The organism is Arthrobacter sp. 10T416 (genome assembly GCF_056394165.1).
Window position 1 is genome coordinate 247,760 of sequence record NZ_JBFTHI010000002.1, and the last position, 14,018, is coordinate 261,777.

Annotated in this window: 16 protein-coding genes; 8 read left to right on the forward strand and 8 right to left on the reverse strand. The window is 67.6% G+C overall.

Annotation, left to right across the window (positions count from 1 at the left end; all coding sequences use genetic code 11):
• The first annotated feature begins 5 nt into the window (after nucleotides 1–5).
• A complete protein-coding gene (locus tag AC1DBE_RS05010; RefSeq protein ID WP_476969788.1) occupies nucleotides 6–1,154 on the forward strand; it encodes an Mrp/NBP35 family ATP-binding protein in 1,149 nt (382 codons plus the stop codon).
• Between the two features lie 39 nt (nucleotides 1,155–1,193).
• On the opposite strand, the gene AC1DBE_RS05015 is transcribed toward AC1DBE_RS05010, so the two are convergent.
• The 3 genes from AC1DBE_RS05015 to sigE form a co-directional block, all read right to left on the reverse strand.
• Nucleotides 1,194–1,571, reverse strand: a complete 378-nt coding sequence (locus AC1DBE_RS05015) for a twin-arginine translocase TatA/TatE family subunit (RefSeq protein WP_476878390.1) — start codon at nucleotides 1,569–1,571, stop codon at nucleotides 1,194–1,196.
• A 99-nt stretch (nucleotides 1,572–1,670) separates the two neighbouring features.
• A complete protein-coding gene (locus AC1DBE_RS05020; protein ID WP_476878391.1) occupies nucleotides 1,671–2,795 on the reverse strand; it encodes a hypothetical protein in 1,125 nt (374 codons plus the stop codon).
• Nucleotides 2,796–2,803: 8 nt separating this feature from the next.
• Complete coding sequence (sigE, locus tag AC1DBE_RS05025; RefSeq protein WP_476878392.1) at nucleotides 2,804–3,433, reverse strand: RNA polymerase sigma factor SigE; 630 nt, start codon at nucleotides 3,431–3,433, stop codon at nucleotides 2,804–2,806.
• A gap of 238 nt (nucleotides 3,434–3,671) precedes the next feature.
• Between sigE and AC1DBE_RS05030 the strand changes: the two genes are divergently transcribed.
• The gene (locus AC1DBE_RS05030) at nucleotides 3,672–4,304 is read left to right on the forward strand and encodes an O-methyltransferase (protein WP_476878393.1); all 633 of its coding nucleotides are present in this window, start codon (nucleotides 3,672–3,674) and stop codon (nucleotides 4,302–4,304) included.
• Nucleotides 4,305–4,366: 62 nt separating this feature from the next.
• Here the strand turns inward: AC1DBE_RS05030 and AC1DBE_RS05035 are convergent, their stop codons facing one another.
• The 4 genes from AC1DBE_RS05035 to AC1DBE_RS05050 all read right to left on the reverse strand — a co-directional run bounded on the left by AC1DBE_RS05035 (nucleotide 4,367) and on the right by AC1DBE_RS05050 (nucleotide 7,350).
• Nucleotides 4,367–4,534 (reverse strand): DUF3117 domain-containing protein, encoded by a 168-nt coding sequence (locus AC1DBE_RS05035; RefSeq protein ID WP_079550332.1) that lies wholly within the window; start codon nucleotides 4,532–4,534, stop codon nucleotides 4,367–4,369.
• A 223-nt stretch (nucleotides 4,535–4,757) separates the two neighbouring features.
• The gene (locus tag AC1DBE_RS05040) at nucleotides 4,758–6,062 is read right to left on the reverse strand and encodes a hypothetical protein (protein ID WP_476969789.1); all 1,305 of its coding nucleotides are present in this window, start codon (nucleotides 6,060–6,062) and stop codon (nucleotides 4,758–4,760) included.
• Nucleotides 6,059–6,439 (reverse strand): DivIVA domain-containing protein, encoded by a 381-nt coding sequence (locus tag AC1DBE_RS05045; RefSeq protein ID WP_476878394.1) that lies wholly within the window; start codon nucleotides 6,437–6,439, stop codon nucleotides 6,059–6,061. The genes AC1DBE_RS05040 and AC1DBE_RS05045 overlap by 4 nt, the downstream gene beginning before the upstream one ends.
• Nucleotides 6,440–6,474: 35 nt before the next feature.
• The gene (locus AC1DBE_RS05050; protein ID WP_476878395.1) at nucleotides 6,475–7,350 is read right to left on the reverse strand and encodes an LOG family protein; all 876 of its coding nucleotides are present in this window, start codon (nucleotides 7,348–7,350) and stop codon (nucleotides 6,475–6,477) included.
• Between the two features lie 155 nt (nucleotides 7,351–7,505).
• Between AC1DBE_RS05050 and AC1DBE_RS05055 the strand changes: the two genes are divergently transcribed.
• The 4 genes from AC1DBE_RS05055 to AC1DBE_RS05070 all read left to right on the forward strand — a co-directional run bounded on the left by AC1DBE_RS05055 (nucleotide 7,506) and on the right by AC1DBE_RS05070 (nucleotide 10,779).
• Nucleotides 7,506–8,261 (forward strand): amino acid ABC transporter ATP-binding protein, encoded by a 756-nt coding sequence (locus tag AC1DBE_RS05055; RefSeq protein ID WP_476878396.1) that lies wholly within the window; start codon nucleotides 7,506–7,508, stop codon nucleotides 8,259–8,261.
• Nucleotides 8,262–8,321: 60 nt separating this feature from the next.
• A complete protein-coding gene (locus tag AC1DBE_RS05060; protein ID WP_476969790.1) occupies nucleotides 8,322–9,221 on the forward strand; it encodes a glutamate ABC transporter substrate-binding protein in 900 nt (299 codons plus the stop codon).
• A 62-nt stretch (nucleotides 9,222–9,283) separates the two neighbouring features.
• Nucleotides 9,284–9,931 (forward strand): amino acid ABC transporter permease, encoded by a 648-nt coding sequence (locus AC1DBE_RS05065; RefSeq protein ID WP_476878398.1) that lies wholly within the window; start codon nucleotides 9,284–9,286, stop codon nucleotides 9,929–9,931.
• A complete protein-coding gene (locus AC1DBE_RS05070) occupies nucleotides 9,928–10,779 on the forward strand; it encodes an amino acid ABC transporter permease (protein ID WP_476878399.1) in 852 nt (283 codons plus the stop codon). Before AC1DBE_RS05065 ends, AC1DBE_RS05070 begins: the two co-directional genes overlap by 4 nt.
• Nucleotides 10,780–10,863: 84 nt before the next feature.
• Here the strand turns inward: AC1DBE_RS05070 and dapE are convergent, their stop codons facing one another.
• The gene (gene dapE / locus AC1DBE_RS05075; protein ID WP_476878400.1) at nucleotides 10,864–11,988 is read right to left on the reverse strand and encodes a succinyl-diaminopimelate desuccinylase; all 1,125 of its coding nucleotides are present in this window, start codon (nucleotides 11,986–11,988) and stop codon (nucleotides 10,864–10,866) included.
• A 73-nt stretch (nucleotides 11,989–12,061) separates the two neighbouring features.
• On the opposite strand from dapE, the gene dapD reads away from it, so the two are divergent.
• Nucleotides 12,062–13,072 (forward strand): 2,3,4,5-tetrahydropyridine-2,6-dicarboxylate N-succinyltransferase, encoded by a 1,011-nt coding sequence (gene dapD, locus AC1DBE_RS05080; RefSeq protein WP_476969791.1) that lies wholly within the window; start codon nucleotides 12,062–12,064, stop codon nucleotides 13,070–13,072.
• A 66-nt stretch (nucleotides 13,073–13,138) separates the two neighbouring features.
• Nucleotides 13,139–13,990, forward strand: a complete 852-nt coding sequence (locus tag AC1DBE_RS05085; RefSeq protein ID WP_476878402.1) for a hypothetical protein — start codon at nucleotides 13,139–13,141, stop codon at nucleotides 13,988–13,990.
• Nucleotides 13,991–14,018 lie beyond the last annotated feature (28 nt).

A 14,018-nucleotide genomic window follows, 5' to 3' on the forward strand; every position in this document is an offset into this window, starting at 1 on the left:
ACCCCATGAACACCCCGCAGGGATCAACCCCGGCGTCCCTGGAACAAGCTGTCCGCGCAGCGCTGGCCACCGTCATCGACCCCGAGCTGCGGCGGCCCATCACCGAACTCGGCATGGTGGACGCGGTCCAAGTTTCCGACGCCGGTGCGGTGCGGATCACCGTACTGCTCACCATCGCCGGGTGCCCGCTGCGCGGCACGATCACCGCCGACTGCGAAGCGGCGCTGGCCGCCATTCCGGGCGTGACCGCCGTCGACGTCGATCTCAAGGTCATGACCCAGCAGCAGCGCGATGCCCTCAAGGAGCAACTGCGCGGTCCCGGCGGGCAGCGCGGTATCCCGTTCAATGCACCGGGCTCCCTGACCAAGGTCTTCGCCGTGGCAAGCGGCAAGGGCGGGGTGGGAAAGTCCTCGGTGACGGTCAACCTGGCCTGCGCCCTCGCGGCCAAGGGGCTGCGGGTGGGCATCATCGACGCGGACGTTTACGGCTTTTCCGTGCCGGCGCTGATGGGCATCACCCAGGCGCCCACCCGGGTTGACGACATGATCCTGCCGCCGGTGGCGTACGGGGTCAAGGTCATCTCCATCGGCATGTTCGTCAGCGGCAACCAGCCGGTCGCCTGGCGCGGTCCCATGCTGCACCGGGCCCTCGAACAGTTCCTCACGGACGTCTACTTCGGCGACCTCGACGCCCTCTTCCTGGACCTGCCGCCCGGCACCGGCGACATCGCCATCTCGGTGGCCCAGCTGCTGCCGAAGGCCCAGATCCTGGTGGTCACCACTCCGCAGGCCGCGGCGGCCGACGTGGCGGAACGGGCCGGGGCCATCGCCGTGCAGACAGGCCAGTCGGTGGCCGGTGTCGTGGAAAACATGTCCTACCTGGAAATGCCCGACGGCGGCACCATGGAACTCTTTGGCAGCGGCGGCGGCGCCGTACTCGCCGAGCGGCTCTCCGCGACGGTGGGCACCGATGTGCCGCTGCTGGGCCAGATTCCGCTGGACATCCTGCTGCGCGAAGGCGGCGACAGCGGGGTGCCGCTGGTACTGGGCCGTCCCGAGACGGCGGCGGCGGGGGCCCTCGCGGGCATCGCCGGGAAGTTGGCGTCCAGCCCGCGCGGGCTCAAGGGAATGTCGCTGGGCCTCCAGCCCCGCTGACAGCCGCCGAGCTTCCAGGGCGCCGGGCCGGGGTCGGGACTAGGTGGCCTCGGAGTCGAACGGCGCGGCTACGCCTTCCGGCAGGCGTTCGACGACGCGGGCCGGACGGCGCTCCTCGGCCGCGGCAACCGCTGCGGGCGCCCCGGCGCTCACCGGCTTGGTCTCGTCCTCCAGCAGGGCTTCCCGGATGATCCGGCGGGGGTCGTACTGCCGCGGATCGTACTTCTTCCAGTCCACGTCGTCGATGTCGATGCCGACTTCGTCCTTGATCTGCTCCCGGGCCCCGGAGGCCATCCGGCGGACTTCCCGGACAATGTTGGCCAGCTTCTGGGTGTATTCAGGCAAGCGGCTGGGGCCGATCACCAGAAGGCCGATGATCAGCAGAAGAATGAACTCCGGTCCATTGATTCCAAGCACTCTAGGAGATTACCCTCTCAGTCCGGCGGGCGACGATTCCGAAGCGCCAGCCTGCGGCTCGACCGCGGAAGCCGCCCTGCGGGTGGCCAGTCACTGGCGTCATCGTGCCAGCAGCTCGACAATACGGCCGAGGCCACGCTCGAGCCGTGCAGGCATTTCCTCCGTGCCCCGAACCTTCGCTGCCTGGCCGGGCCGGCCATGCACCAGGGCGCCCAGAGCGTCGTCGGCCTGCTCCGCCGGCAGGTCGGAGACGTAGGTGAACGTCGCCCCCGGCGTACGGTAAATCGCACGGAACGGCGCCTCCGGGTTGACCCAGAGGGCTCCGGCCGGCACGGCGGCGTACTCCGCGGGCGTGGCAGCACCGGCCCGCGCGGCAACGAAGCCGTCCTCGGTGGCGGGGTGGCCGGTCAGGACGTTGATCGGCGGCGCAGCAGCGGTCTTGGCGGGCTGGCCCGCGGCCCCCTCAGTGGCGGTGTGCTGCTCCAGGACAGTGGCGAAATGGCTGCCGTCGGTGAGGCGGAGTTCCAGGACTTCGGAGCCGTTGGCGACGGTGCCCCGGGCCCAGACGAGGTGGTAGCCGAGTTCCCGCAGTTCCGGGCAGGCCCAGCCACCGGATTGCAGCGCGGCGAGCTGTTCGGCGGTGAGCGAGCCGGGCGGTGCCACATCGGGTTCGCTGCTCAGCTGCCAGGCGGCCCCGGAGACACTGGCCGCCGCCATAGCGGGGCCGGACGGTGCAGTCCCCGGAAACGCCGCGGACAAGGCATCCCTCGCGGGCAGCGCGGTGTCGCCGCCCATGACGTACGCGGCGCCGCCCATGAGGGCCGCCGTCGCAGCGGCTCCCCCGGCGATCCGGACGGCAAGACCGAGCGGCCGGTGTGGTGGGCGCTGGGACTTCCGCTCCGGTCTGCCCGGCTGGGGCGCAGCTTCTGTGTCGGCGGCGCTGTGCCCCGCGGTGTCCTGCCCGGCGGCCAGTGCGCTTGTGCGTGCCAGCAAGCGCGCGGTCAGGTCGCTGCTCGCGGCGGGCACGGCGGCGGCGCGCAGCCGTTCCAGGTACTCACGTTCGCGCTGCTGGCGCGCGCGGCAGGCGGCGCAGCGTTCGACGTGTTTGCGGCGCCGCTCCTGAGCCTTTGCGGTCAGCGTCCGGGCCGGGGCGAGGGGGCGTCGCGGCCTGCGGGCGAAGTACGCGCAGGCAAGGCCGCCCAGGGAGTGTTTCAGCAGACCCATTGCCGGTGTTAGAGGAGGCCGGCGATGCGCGGCATCTTGAGCCGCGGCTTCAGAGCCTGCTTCGACGCCGGCCGCGGTGCGCGGTGGGCAAGCTTTTCGCGGAGCATGGTCCGGCCGCGGTGGATCCTGGACCTGACGGTGCCGAGCTTGACGTCAAGCGCCACGGCCACCTCGTCGTAGGACAGGCCCTCGAGGTCGCATAGTACGACGGCGGCGCGGAAGTCCGGCGGGAGCTCCTCCAGGGCGGCCTGGACGTCGAGGTCGAGGTTGTTGAATTCGAAGCTTTGTTCCGGGCCCGGTTCGCGGCCCGGGATCCGTGACTCGGCGTCTTCGGCCAGAGCGTCGAAGCGGATCCGGCTCTTGCGCCGGGCCTGGTCAAGGAAGAGGTTGGTGGTGATACGGTGCAGCCAGCCGTCGAGAGTGCCGGGCTTGAAGTTCTCCAGCGAGCGGAAGACCCGCACAAACACTTCCTGGGTGAGGTCTTCGGCGTCGAACTTGTTGCCCGTGAGCCGGTACGCCAGGCGGTAGACCTTGGCGGAGTGGTTCGTCACCACTTCTTCCCATGTAGGCCTGACCCACTCGGCCTCGGCCGTGGGCTGGGAATCATCAGTTGCAGGGACACTTGCCAGAACTGACATTGTCCACTCCCCTCGCGGATGGTTCTTACGCCGAATGGTTCACGCTGCTGCAGGGTCCATACCCTAGGTTCGGCGCCGATCACCTCGCGGATGAGCGGATCACCATCATGTCAAAATAAGCTGGGAATTTCCTGACGCCGCTGATTCTTCCGCCCACGGCGGAACGCCGGCCCGGTACGGCGGGCCGGACACAGTACGCTGTATGAAACACTCCCCTCCTGCCCGGAAAGCGATACCCATGAGCGCCGATAAGTCCACGAGCTGGTCCTACGCAGAAGATCTGCCTGCCGAGGACGAGGTTCTGTTGCACGCGCGTGAACGGTCTTTCGAGCTCGGTGTCACCCCGATCGGTCCCGGCGTCGGCGCCGTCCTGACGGTACTGGCCGCCGCGTCCAAGGCGCAGACCGCCGTGGAAATCGGCACCGGCGCGGGCGTTTCGGGCGTCTGCATCCTCCGGGGCCTCGGCCCGCAGGCGGTCCTGACCACCATCGACGTCGACGTCGAGCACCTGCGTGCCGCCCGGGAGTCCTTCCAGGAGGCCGGCAGCCCGGCCAACCGCACCCGCACGATTTCCGGCCGCGCCGGCGACGTGCTGCCGCGCCTGACCGACGGCGCCTATGACCTGGTGTTCATTGACGCGGACAAACCCAACTACCCCGGCTACGTGGAGCAGGCCGTCCGGCTGCTTAAGTCCGGCGGCCTGCTGATTGTCAACGACGCCCTGGACAAGGACCGCGTCTCCAACCCCGCCGCCCGCGACGCCACCACTGTGGTGCTCCGCCAGGTGGGCAAGTCCATCCGCGACGACGAGCGTCTCTCCGCGGCCATGCTGCCGACCGGAGACGGCCTGCTGGTGGCGGTCAAGAAATAACCCGGACACACAAAGGGGCCCGCAGCCAATTGGCAGCGGGCCCCTTCTGGTGTGACTAAAAGTTATTCGGTAACGCCGACCAGGCATTCCTTAAGATTTGTCGCTTCTGCAGCATTGAGTTCGACCACAAGCCGTCCCCCGCCTTCGAGCGGAACCCGCATAATCAGGCTGCGGCCCTCTTTTGTCACTTCCATAGGGCCGTCGCCGGTGCGTGGTTTCATAGCCGCCATGAGGAATATCCCCTCCAGTAGTCCCGTGACTTACCAGCCCGGCCGGGCTGTGTCCGCTTGGTCAAACAAGCAGCCTGGCGGTCGTGATGGTGCCGCCGAAGCTCAATACTTAGTTTTCCTTGCTTACGCTCCATTATCCCGTAATTACGCCCGTGTAGCTAATCGATGGATATTTTGTGGTCCGCGCGAATCCGGGAATTCCCGCAGCCAAAGGTGTTCCGCGTCACGGCGGATAGTCGCCCCCGCCGGGCAGCGGGGCCCAGGCCCAGAGCCACACCACCCAGACAATCTGCAGCAGCAAAAACATCACCACAACCGTTCCCCGGTAGGCGCGCGAGCGGGAAACAAACGCGGCGCCGAGGGCCAGCGGAAACAGCGGCAGGAGCATCCGGAAGGTACTGGTTTGCGGGTGCAGGAACACCAGCAGGTAGCCCACGTAACAAACACACCACAGCCTCATCTCGGTGCCCAGGGCCACCACCGGCCGGGACATCATCAGCAGGACGAAGACGGCTACGAACACAAACGGCGCCAGCAGCCCCAGGACGGGCCCGAACAACTGGACGCCCGTGTCGAACCAGGGCTTGAACGGCACCAGGTCCTGCCCGCGCCACACGGTTTCAGTTTTGGTGTACGCCTCAATGTCGCCAGTGACGGCCCAGGCGTATGCGGGCCACAACAGCGCGCCGATCCCGCTGGCCGCAGTCAGAACCGCCAGCGACCACAGCTGGCCGGCGGTGTGCGGCGGAGCGGCAGGGGCGGCCGCGGCAGGAGCGGGCACGGCCGCCTGGCCGGAGGCGGACGGCCGGCCCCGGAAGAGGGCGACGGCGCCCGGGTAGGCCCGGTACAGGAAGAGCAGCCCCACCATGGCCGCAAACGGAACTCCGGTGGGCCGGGAGAGGCACATCAGCAGCACCACCGGTACGGCCCAGAGGTAGCGCCGGCGGAGGACCAGCAGCAGGGCGCCAGCCAGCAGCAACAGGTTAAGTGACTCCGCGTAGGGGACCTGCAGGACCGGCGAGATGGGGAAGGAGCAGAGGAATACCGTGCCCCAGAGCGCGGTGCGGTGGGTGGCTTTCTGCCGGAAAAGCCGGTAAACCACAAACGAGGCGGCCAGGCCGGAGAGCATGGCGATGATCGTCAGGGCGGATGCCGGCGCGATGCCGGTCAGTCCGGCCAGAATCCGGCCCAGCAGCGGGAAGAGCGGGTAGAAGGCCCACGCGTTTTCCTGCACGTTGCCGGCAGCGTCGGTGGGCAGCTCGGCGGGGTAGCCGTGCTGCAGGGCCTCCCCGTACCAGCGGGCGTCCCAAATGTTGATGAAGTTCCAGTAATCGGGCTTAGCCGGGAACCACGGGTTCACGCCCTGGTGCAGCGCCGCCGCCATAAAGATGCAGGCGCTGACCAGCCGGGCGGCAATGTAGAGGCCGCCCACCTGCAGCCACCAGGGCCAGCGCGCGGCGCGGCCGGCGCCGGCGGAGATCCTGCGCCACACGGCTGTGTTCAGGCCCTCCTGCACCACCGGCGTCACGGGGCCGGGTCCGGGGCGCTTTTCGCCTCAACGGCCGGCTGCGGGTTTTCCGGGCGTGCGGGCGCCTGGCCGTCCCGGAGGGCCGTGATTTCACGGTCTTTCCGGGCGATCTGGTCGCGCAGTTCGTCAAGGACCTGGTCCACCTGGTCCATCCGGTAGCCCCTCACACCCACGGCGAACCGAATCCGGTCGATGTCGGCCGGTTCGGCCCGCTCGGGCAGGAGCACCGCCGGCAGCGACGCCACCGGCTCGTCGAACCCGTCGTTGAAGGGTTGTTCGCCGCTGCTGCGGCGAAGGACCCGCTGCACCAGATCGGTGCCGAGGAGGATGGCGACGGCGACCAGCACGACCGCCACAAAGACCAGGAAGAAGCTCACAGCTCCATCGTGCCAGACGCGGCTGGGCCGCAGGCTCAGGCCCGCGGGCCGTCGCCGGTGCCGGTGCCGCCGGTCGCCGGGTTGTTCCCGTTCGGATTACGGTGGCGTGCGGCGCCTTCGACGATGAGTTCGACGGCGAGCGCCGGGTCATCGACCACCTGGACGAGGTCGAGGTCCACTTCGGACACCATGCCCTCGGCGACCAGGGTGGTTTGGATCCAGTCCAGCATCGGGCTCCAGAACGCGGTGCCGATCAGCACGATCGGGAAGGACGTGACCTTCCGGGTCTGCACCAGGACCATGGCCTCAAACAGCTCGTCGAGGGTGCCGAGGCCGCCGGGGAGCACGATAAACCCCTGCGCGTACTTCACGAACATGGTCTTCCGCGCGAAGAAGTACCGGAAGTTGATGCCCAGGTCCACCCACTGGTTCATGCCCTGCTCGAAGGGCAGTTCGATCCCGAGGCCGACGGATACCCCGTTGCCCTGGACGGCGCCTTTGTTCGCGGCCTCCATGGAACCCGGACCGCCCCCGGTGATGACTGCCAGCCCGGCTTCGGCAAGCTTGCGTCCGACGTCGACGGCCAGCTCGTAGTTGGGGCTGCCGGGCTTTGTCCGCGCGGAGCCGAAGACGCTGACTGCCGATCCGAGGTCGGCGAGGGCGCCGAAGCCTTCGACGAATTCACTCTGGATCCTCAGCACCCGCCACGGGTCGGTGTGCACAAACTGGCCCGGTCCTTTGGTGTCCAGCAGCGTCTGGTCGGACATCGTGACCCGCGCAGCCTTGCGCCGCAGTTCCAGCGGGCCCTTATGGCGGATGCCGTTGGGCGGCGGGACGTCCCGCCGTCCGGAACCGGCGTTTCCTGCGGGGTTCTGGCCCTCAGCGGGCTGCGGTTCGGTACTCATCCCCATAGGCTAGCGCGGATCGGAGCCCCGGCCGCAGCGGCGCGTCGGACCCCCGGAAGCGGCCGCAGGGAGCCTGACCTGCGGGTATCTCTTGGATCACGATGTGGACCATCTCCGAGTGATTGCGGTCATATTCGGCTAATGTTCGCTAGATTCTTCTTATGACTACTCAAGCGCCGGGCGATGCCCTTGTCTCCCTGAATGCCGTCAACAAGCATTACGGCCAGCTGCACGTCCTCAAGGACATCAACCTCAGCGTCCGCAAGGGCGAGGTGGTTGTTGTCATTGGCCCGTCGGGCTCCGGCAAGTCAACGCTCTGCCGTGCCATCAACCGTCTCGAGACCATCGACGACGGCGTGATCAAGATCGATGGCAAGGAACTTCCCGCTGAAGGGAAGGCACTCGCCAAGCTGCGCGCCGACGTCGGTATGGTCTTCCAGTCCTTCAACCTGTTTGCCCACAAGACCATCCTCGAAAACGTCACCCTCGGACCGATCAAGGTCAAGGGGGTGTCCAAGGCGGAGGCGGACAAGGACGCCATGGCCCTGCTGGAGCGCGTCGGCGTCGGGCAGCAGGCACCGAAGCTGCCGGCGCAGCTCTCCGGCGGGCAGCAGCAACGCGTGGCGATTGCCCGGGCGCTGGCCATGAAGCCGAAGGTGATGCTCTTCGACGAGCCCACCTCCGCGCTGGACCCGGAAATGATCAACGAGGTCCTCGACGTCATGGTCCAGCTCGCCAAAGAAGGCATGACCATGATTGTGGTGACCCACGAGATGGGCTTCGCCCGCAAGGCCGCGGACCGTGTGGTCTTTATGGCGGACGGCCAGATCGTCGAGGACGCGACGCCCGAGGAATTCTTCACCAACCCGAAGAGCAGCCGCGCCAAGGACTTCCTGTCCAAGCTCCTGACGCACTAGAAAACCACCAGGTATTTGTCTCTGGCCGCCCCACGGCGGCCGTCCAATGAAAGGTATCCGATGAAGAACTTCTTTACCCGGAAGAAGCCGATGCTGGTCGCAGCTACTGCGGCACTGGCTCTTTCCCTCAGCGCCTGCGGCGGCACCGGTGGCGGCGCGGCTCCGGCCAACTCCGAGCCCGCCCCGTACAAGGTCGCGGACAACGTCACGCTCACGGGCAGCCCCACTTACGACGCCGTTAAGTCCAGCGGCAAGCTGCGGGTCGGCGTCAAGCAGGACCAGCCCGGCCTTGGCTTCAAAGATGCGGCCACGGGCGAGTTCACCGGCTTCGACATCGAGATCGCCAAGTGGATCGCGGCATCGATGGGCATCAGCAAGGACAAGATCGAGTTCAAGCCGATCCCCTCCGCCAACCGCGAGTCGGCCATCACCAACGGTGACATCGACTACTACGTGGGCACCTACTCCATCACGGACAAGCGCAAGAAGCTGATCGACTTCGCTGGCCCGTACTTCGTGACCGGCCAGGGCCTGCTCGTGAAGAAGGACAACTCCTCGATCAACAGCGAGAAGGACATCTCGGGCAAGATCGTCTGCTCGGCCACCGGTTCCACGCCGATCCAGAACATCAAGGCGAACTTCCCCAACACCAAGACCACCGAGTTCGACACGTACTCGCAGTGCGTCGAGGCGCTCAAGAGCGGCCAGGTTGACGCCGTCACCACCGACCAGGCCATCCTCCTCGGCTACGCCGCCCAGGACCCGGACAACCTGAAGGTCGTCGGCGAGCCGTTCACCACCGAGAAGTACGGTGTCGGCCTGAAGAAGGGTGACACCGCCCTGCGCCAGTTCATCAACAAGATGTTCACCGACGGCGGTTCCGTGTGGCAGAAGCTTTACGACCAGTCGCTCGGCCAGTCCGGCACCAAGGTCAAGCAGCCCGCAGTAGATAACTACTAAACCGATGTTGAGGGGGCGGCCGAAGGGCCGCCCCCTCCGCACCTGCTGAAAGCGACGATTCTGTGAATACGCTGCTGGACAATTCGGACCTCTTCATCACGGGGTTCCGGAACACACTGATACTTTTCTTCTTTTCCGCGATCTTCGCCCTCATTCTTGGCACCATCGTCGCGACCCTGCGTGTCTCGCCGGTTCCCGCGATGCGCGCGGCCGCGACGCTGTACGTGAACGTGGTGCGCAATACGCCGCTGACCCTGGTGTTGTTCTTCTTCGCGCTCGGGTACCCGAAGCTCGGGCTCGTCCCCATCGACTTCACAACGGCGGCCATCATCGGCCTGAGCCTCTACACCGCCACCTATGTGGCCGAGGCGGTCCGGTCGGGCATCAACACCGTCCCCGTGGGCCAGGCTGAAGCGGCCCGGGCCATCGGACTCCCCTTCGCCCAGACGCTCACCCTGGTGATCCTGCCGCAGGCGTTCCGCGCCGTCATCCCGCCGATGTTCAGCGTGTTTATCGCGCTGCTCAAGAACACAACGGTTGCTGCAGGCTTCTCGGTCTTTGAGGCCGGCGCGATCCGTGCCAACCTCTCCGAACGCGGCGAACCCGCCATGGTGGGCCTCCTGTGGGTGGCCCTGGTGTTCGTGATCCTCGTTTTCATCCTTTCCGCGCTGCAGCGAAAGCTTGAACTGAAGTGGAAGGTTGCCCGATGAGTTCTGTCCTCTTTGACGCCCCCGGGCCCAAGGCCCGCTCGCGGTACCGGATCTTCGGGGTAATCACTGCCCTGGTGATCCTGCTGATCGTGGGCTTTATCGTTTTGAGGTTTGCCCAGAGCGGCCAGTTTGATGCCAAGAAGTGGCAGCTCTTTACGTTCCCGCTGGTGCAGCAGACCATCGGCCAGGCGGTCGGGGCCACCCTGGCCGCCTTCGGCACGGCCGCGGTCCTGAGCCTGATCCTGGGCATCCTGCTGGCTTTCGGGCGCCTCTCCGACCGCCGCTGGATCAGCGCACCGTGCTACGGCTTCACGGAACTCTTCCGTGCCGTGCCGCTGCTGATCCTGATGATGATCTTCTACTACGGCCTGCCGACGGTTGGGGTGCAGGGCATCACGCCGTTCACCGCCGTCGTCGCCGGCCTGGTGCTCTACAACGGTTCTGTGCTGGCCGAGGTTTTCCGGGCCGGCATCGAGTCGCTGCCCCGCGGCCAGAGCGAGGCCGGCTACGCCATCGGGCTGCCCAAGAGCAAGGTCATGACCAGCATCCTGCTCCCCCAGGCGGTCCGTTCCATGCTCCCGGTGATCATTTCGCAGCTTGTGGTGATCCTGAAGGACACCGCACTCGGGTTCATCGTGACGTACAACGAGATCCTGTTCCAGGCCAAGTTCTTCGGCAGCCAGATCCAGTACGGTTCGCCGATCATCCCGGCGGCGATCGTCGCTGCCGTCCTGTATGTCGGCATGTGCCTGATCCTGGCCGCGATCGCCAAGTGGCTGGAGCGCCGGCTGTCCCGGAAGCCCGGTGCGGCTGTCACTCCGGCGGCCAGCGTGCCCGCGGAAGTGTAGCGAACCGACCACGGCGCCCAGCGCCGGAAACGGGAACGGCCCGGAACCTTGCGGTTCCGGGCCGTTCGTTTTAAGCGCGGTGTGTCACCGCACGCCAAGCCAGCTCCGCAGCGCGCGCAGGCATTCGCGGATCGCATCGGCGTGGACGTGCTCGTCGTCCTTGTGCGCCAGCAGCGCATCACCCGGACCGAAGTTCACCGCCGGGACGCCCAGTTCGCTGAAACGCGCGACGTCGGTCCAGCCGTATTTGGGCTTCGGCTCGGCACCGACGGCGGCGACGAAGGACGCAGCAGCCGGGTGGTTCAGCCCCGGCCGGGCACCGGCGGCGCCGTCGGTGCGGACCAGGTCGAACCCGGCCAGCAGTTCACGGACGTGCTCCTCGGCCTGGTCGGGGGTCTTGTCCGGGGCGAAGCGGTAATTGATTTCCACCACGCAGCGGTCCGGGATGACGTTGCCGGCCGTTCCGCCGTGCACCCGCACGGCGTTCAGGCTCTCGCGGTAGTCCAGGCCGTCGACGGCGACGGTGCGGGGCTCGTACGCGGCCAGCCGTGACAGGATGGGCGCTGCGGCGTGGATGGCGTTGCTGCCCATCCAGGCGCGGGCCGAGTGGGCGGCCTCGCCGACGGTGGTCGCCTCAAACCGGATGGTGCCGTTGCAGCCGCCCTCGACCGTTCCGTCGGTGGGTTCCAGGAGGATCGCGAAATCGCCTTCGAGCAGGCCGCCGTGGTTGCGGACCAGCCGTCCGAGGCCGCTCTTGACCCCCTCGACTTCCTCGTGGTCGTAAAAGACGAAAGTGACGTCCTTGTTCGGCTCCGCGCCGTCGAACAGGCCCGCGGCCAGGGCCAGCTGCACCGCGACGCCGCTCTTCATGTCGGTGGCACCGCGCCCGTAGAGGACCCCCTCCCCCGGCGAACCGGATGGCCAGTACGAGGGAACGGTGCCCAGGGCGCCCTCGGTGGACGGCAGCGGGACCGTGTCAAGGTGCCCGGCGAGGATGACCCGCTCCGCCCGGCCCAGGTTGGTGCGGGCAACCATGGCATCGCCGTCGCGGGTCACCTCGAGTTGCGGAATGGCGCGCAAGGCGTGCTCAACGGCGTCGGCCAGCCGCCCTTCCTCACCGGAGACACTGAAAATGTCGATGATATCCGCGGTCAGCAGGGCTACGTCCTGGCGAAGGTCCAGGCGGGCGGGGGCAGTATGCTCAGTCACCGTTCCACTGTATCCGCCCGCCCGCCCGTCACAGGTTTCCGGCAGCGCAGGGGCCGTCTATAGACTTAACCCCATGACTGAAACCCCTGCTGCCGCTGTGCCCGCCGACGCCCGCTCCGCCTACGGTTACGGCGTCGCCACCATCGCCACCCGCAACGGCGAGGCCACGGTCCTGGACGTCTGGTTCCCGGCGCCGGCCCTCGGCACGGCCGCGGACAACCTGCGGGACGTCGCCAACGCGGACCAGTCACTGCTCGACATCGCCGCGGCGGGCGACGACGCCGACCGCGGCACCGAACAGAAAGTGGTCTTCGCGCAGATCAACCTCGATGAGGCGCCGGCGGACACGGCGGACGCCTACCTGCGCCTGCACCTGCTCTCGCACCGCCTGGTCCGGCCCAACAGCATCAACCTGGACGGGATCTTCGGCAAGCTGCCGAACGTGGTGTGGACCAACTTCGGTCCCGCCGCCGTCGAGGACTTCGAACTGACCCGTGCGCGGCTGCGCAAGCGCGGCGCCGTGACCGTGTACGGGGTGGACAAGTTCCCGCGGATGGTCGACTACGTTATCCCCTCCGGTGTCCGGATCGCCGACGCCGACCGTGTCCGGCTCGGCGCGCACCTGGCCGAAGGCACCACGGTGATGCACGAAGGCTTCGTGAACTTCAATGCCGGCACGCTGGGCACCTCCATGGTCGAGGGGCGCATCTCCGCCGGTGTGGTGGCCGGCGACGGCTCCGACGTCGGCGGCGGCGCGTCGATCATGGGCACCCTGTCCGGCGGCGGCAAGGAGAAGATCTCGCTGGGCGAGCGCGTCCTGCTCGGCGCCAACTCCGGCGTCGGCATCAGCATCGGCGACGATTCGGTGATCGAGGCCGGCCTTTACGTCACCGCCGGCACCCGGGTGCGCGTGGTCGGCCCGAAGGACGACGACGGCGAGGACACCAGCCGGATCGTCAAGGCCGTGGAACTCTCCGGCGTCCCTAACCTGCTGTTCCGCCGCAACTCCTCCAGCGGCGAGGTGGAGGTCCTGCCGCGCAAGGGGCAGACCGTGGAACTCAACGAGGCCCTGCACACCAACTAGGCTGGTTCCGAGAACTGACCGGCGCAAGTATGGACCGGCCCTGACGGGCCCGAGGGAGTAACAGACGTGGCACGCAGAGGTCGCTGGCGCCGTCGGATCGTGCTGCTGCTGGCCCTGGCCATGGTGGCGGGCGCCGTCTACACGGCGGTGGGATTCCTGCAGCGCTCCGACACCCTGGTCACTGAACGGTGCACCGCGACAGGCGCCGGCGGTGAAGACCTGGCCACCGACCAGGCTGCCAACGCCTCCCTCATCAGTGCCGTCGCGGTCCGGCGCGGCCTGCCGGCCCGCGCCGCCAGCATCGCGCTGGCCACGTCCATGCAGGAATCGAAACTGCGCAACATCGGCCACGGCGATCAGGCCGGCCCGGATTCCCGGGGATTGTTCCAGCAACGGCCCTCGCAAGGCTGGGGCACCGAGCAACAGGTGATGGACCCGTTCCATGCCACGAATGCCTTCTACGACGCGCTCGAAAAGGTCCCGGGCTACGAAGTGATTCCGATTACCGAGGCTGCCCAGCGGGTCCAGCGTTCGGCGTATCCAGGGGCCTACGCGCAGCATGAGCCGATGGCGCGGGCGTTTGCCTCCTCCCTGACCGGCTACACGCCCCAGGGACTCGACTGCACGCTGCGCACGCCGGACGCCGCCGGGAACGCCGGACTGGTCCGGCAGCGGCTCGTCTCAGCGTTCGGGGCCGTGCCCGCAGCCGCGTCCGGCCGGACCGTGACTGTCCAGGCCCGGGACAACACGGCGTGGGCGGTGGCCCAGTGGGCGGTCGCGAACGCCAAGGCCCTGTCCATCTCCGAGGTGCACGTCGATGGCAAGAGCTGGAACAGGATGTCCCACAACGGCTGGCAGTCCGCCGATGGTCCCGCCGGGACAGTGACCATCACGATGGCCGAGAAGCCAGCAGCGTAGTCCCTGCAGGGGGCGCAGACCAGCAGGT

Bases quoted from the DNA above. Each gene is read 5' to 3' on its own strand.
- AC1DBE_RS05060 (WP_476969790.1), top strand. From the start codon at position 8,322: ATGAAGAACTTCTTTACCCGGAAGAAGCCGATGCTGGTCGCAGCTACT.
- AC1DBE_RS05055 (WP_476878396.1), top strand. From the start codon at position 7,506: ATGACTACTCAAGCGCCGGGCGATGCCCTTGTCTCCCTGAATGCCGTC.
- AC1DBE_RS05050 (WP_476878395.1), bottom strand. From the start codon at position 7,350: ATGGGGATGAGTACCGAACCGCAGCCCGCTGAGGGCCAGAACCCCGCA.
- AC1DBE_RS05010 (WP_476969788.1), top strand. From the start codon at position 6: ATGAACACCCCGCAGGGATCAACCCCGGCGTCCCTGGAACAAGCTGTC.
- dapD (WP_476969791.1), top strand. From the start codon at position 12,062: ATGACTGAAACCCCTGCTGCCGCTGTGCCCGCCGACGCCCGCTCCGCC.
- AC1DBE_RS05035 (WP_079550332.1), bottom strand. From the start codon at position 4,534: ATGGCGGCTATGAAACCACGCACCGGCGACGGCCCTATGGAAGTGACA.
- sigE (WP_476878392.1), bottom strand. From the start codon at position 3,433: ATGTCAGTTCTGGCAAGTGTCCCTGCAACTGATGATTCCCAGCCCACG.
- AC1DBE_RS05070 (WP_476878399.1), top strand. From the start codon at position 9,928: ATGAGTTCTGTCCTCTTTGACGCCCCCGGGCCCAAGGCCCGCTCGCGG.
- AC1DBE_RS05020 (WP_476878391.1), bottom strand. From the start codon at position 2,795: ATGGGTCTGCTGAAACACTCCCTGGGCGGCCTTGCCTGCGCGTACTTC.
- AC1DBE_RS05030 (WP_476878393.1), top strand. From the start codon at position 3,672: ATGAGCGCCGATAAGTCCACGAGCTGGTCCTACGCAGAAGATCTGCCT.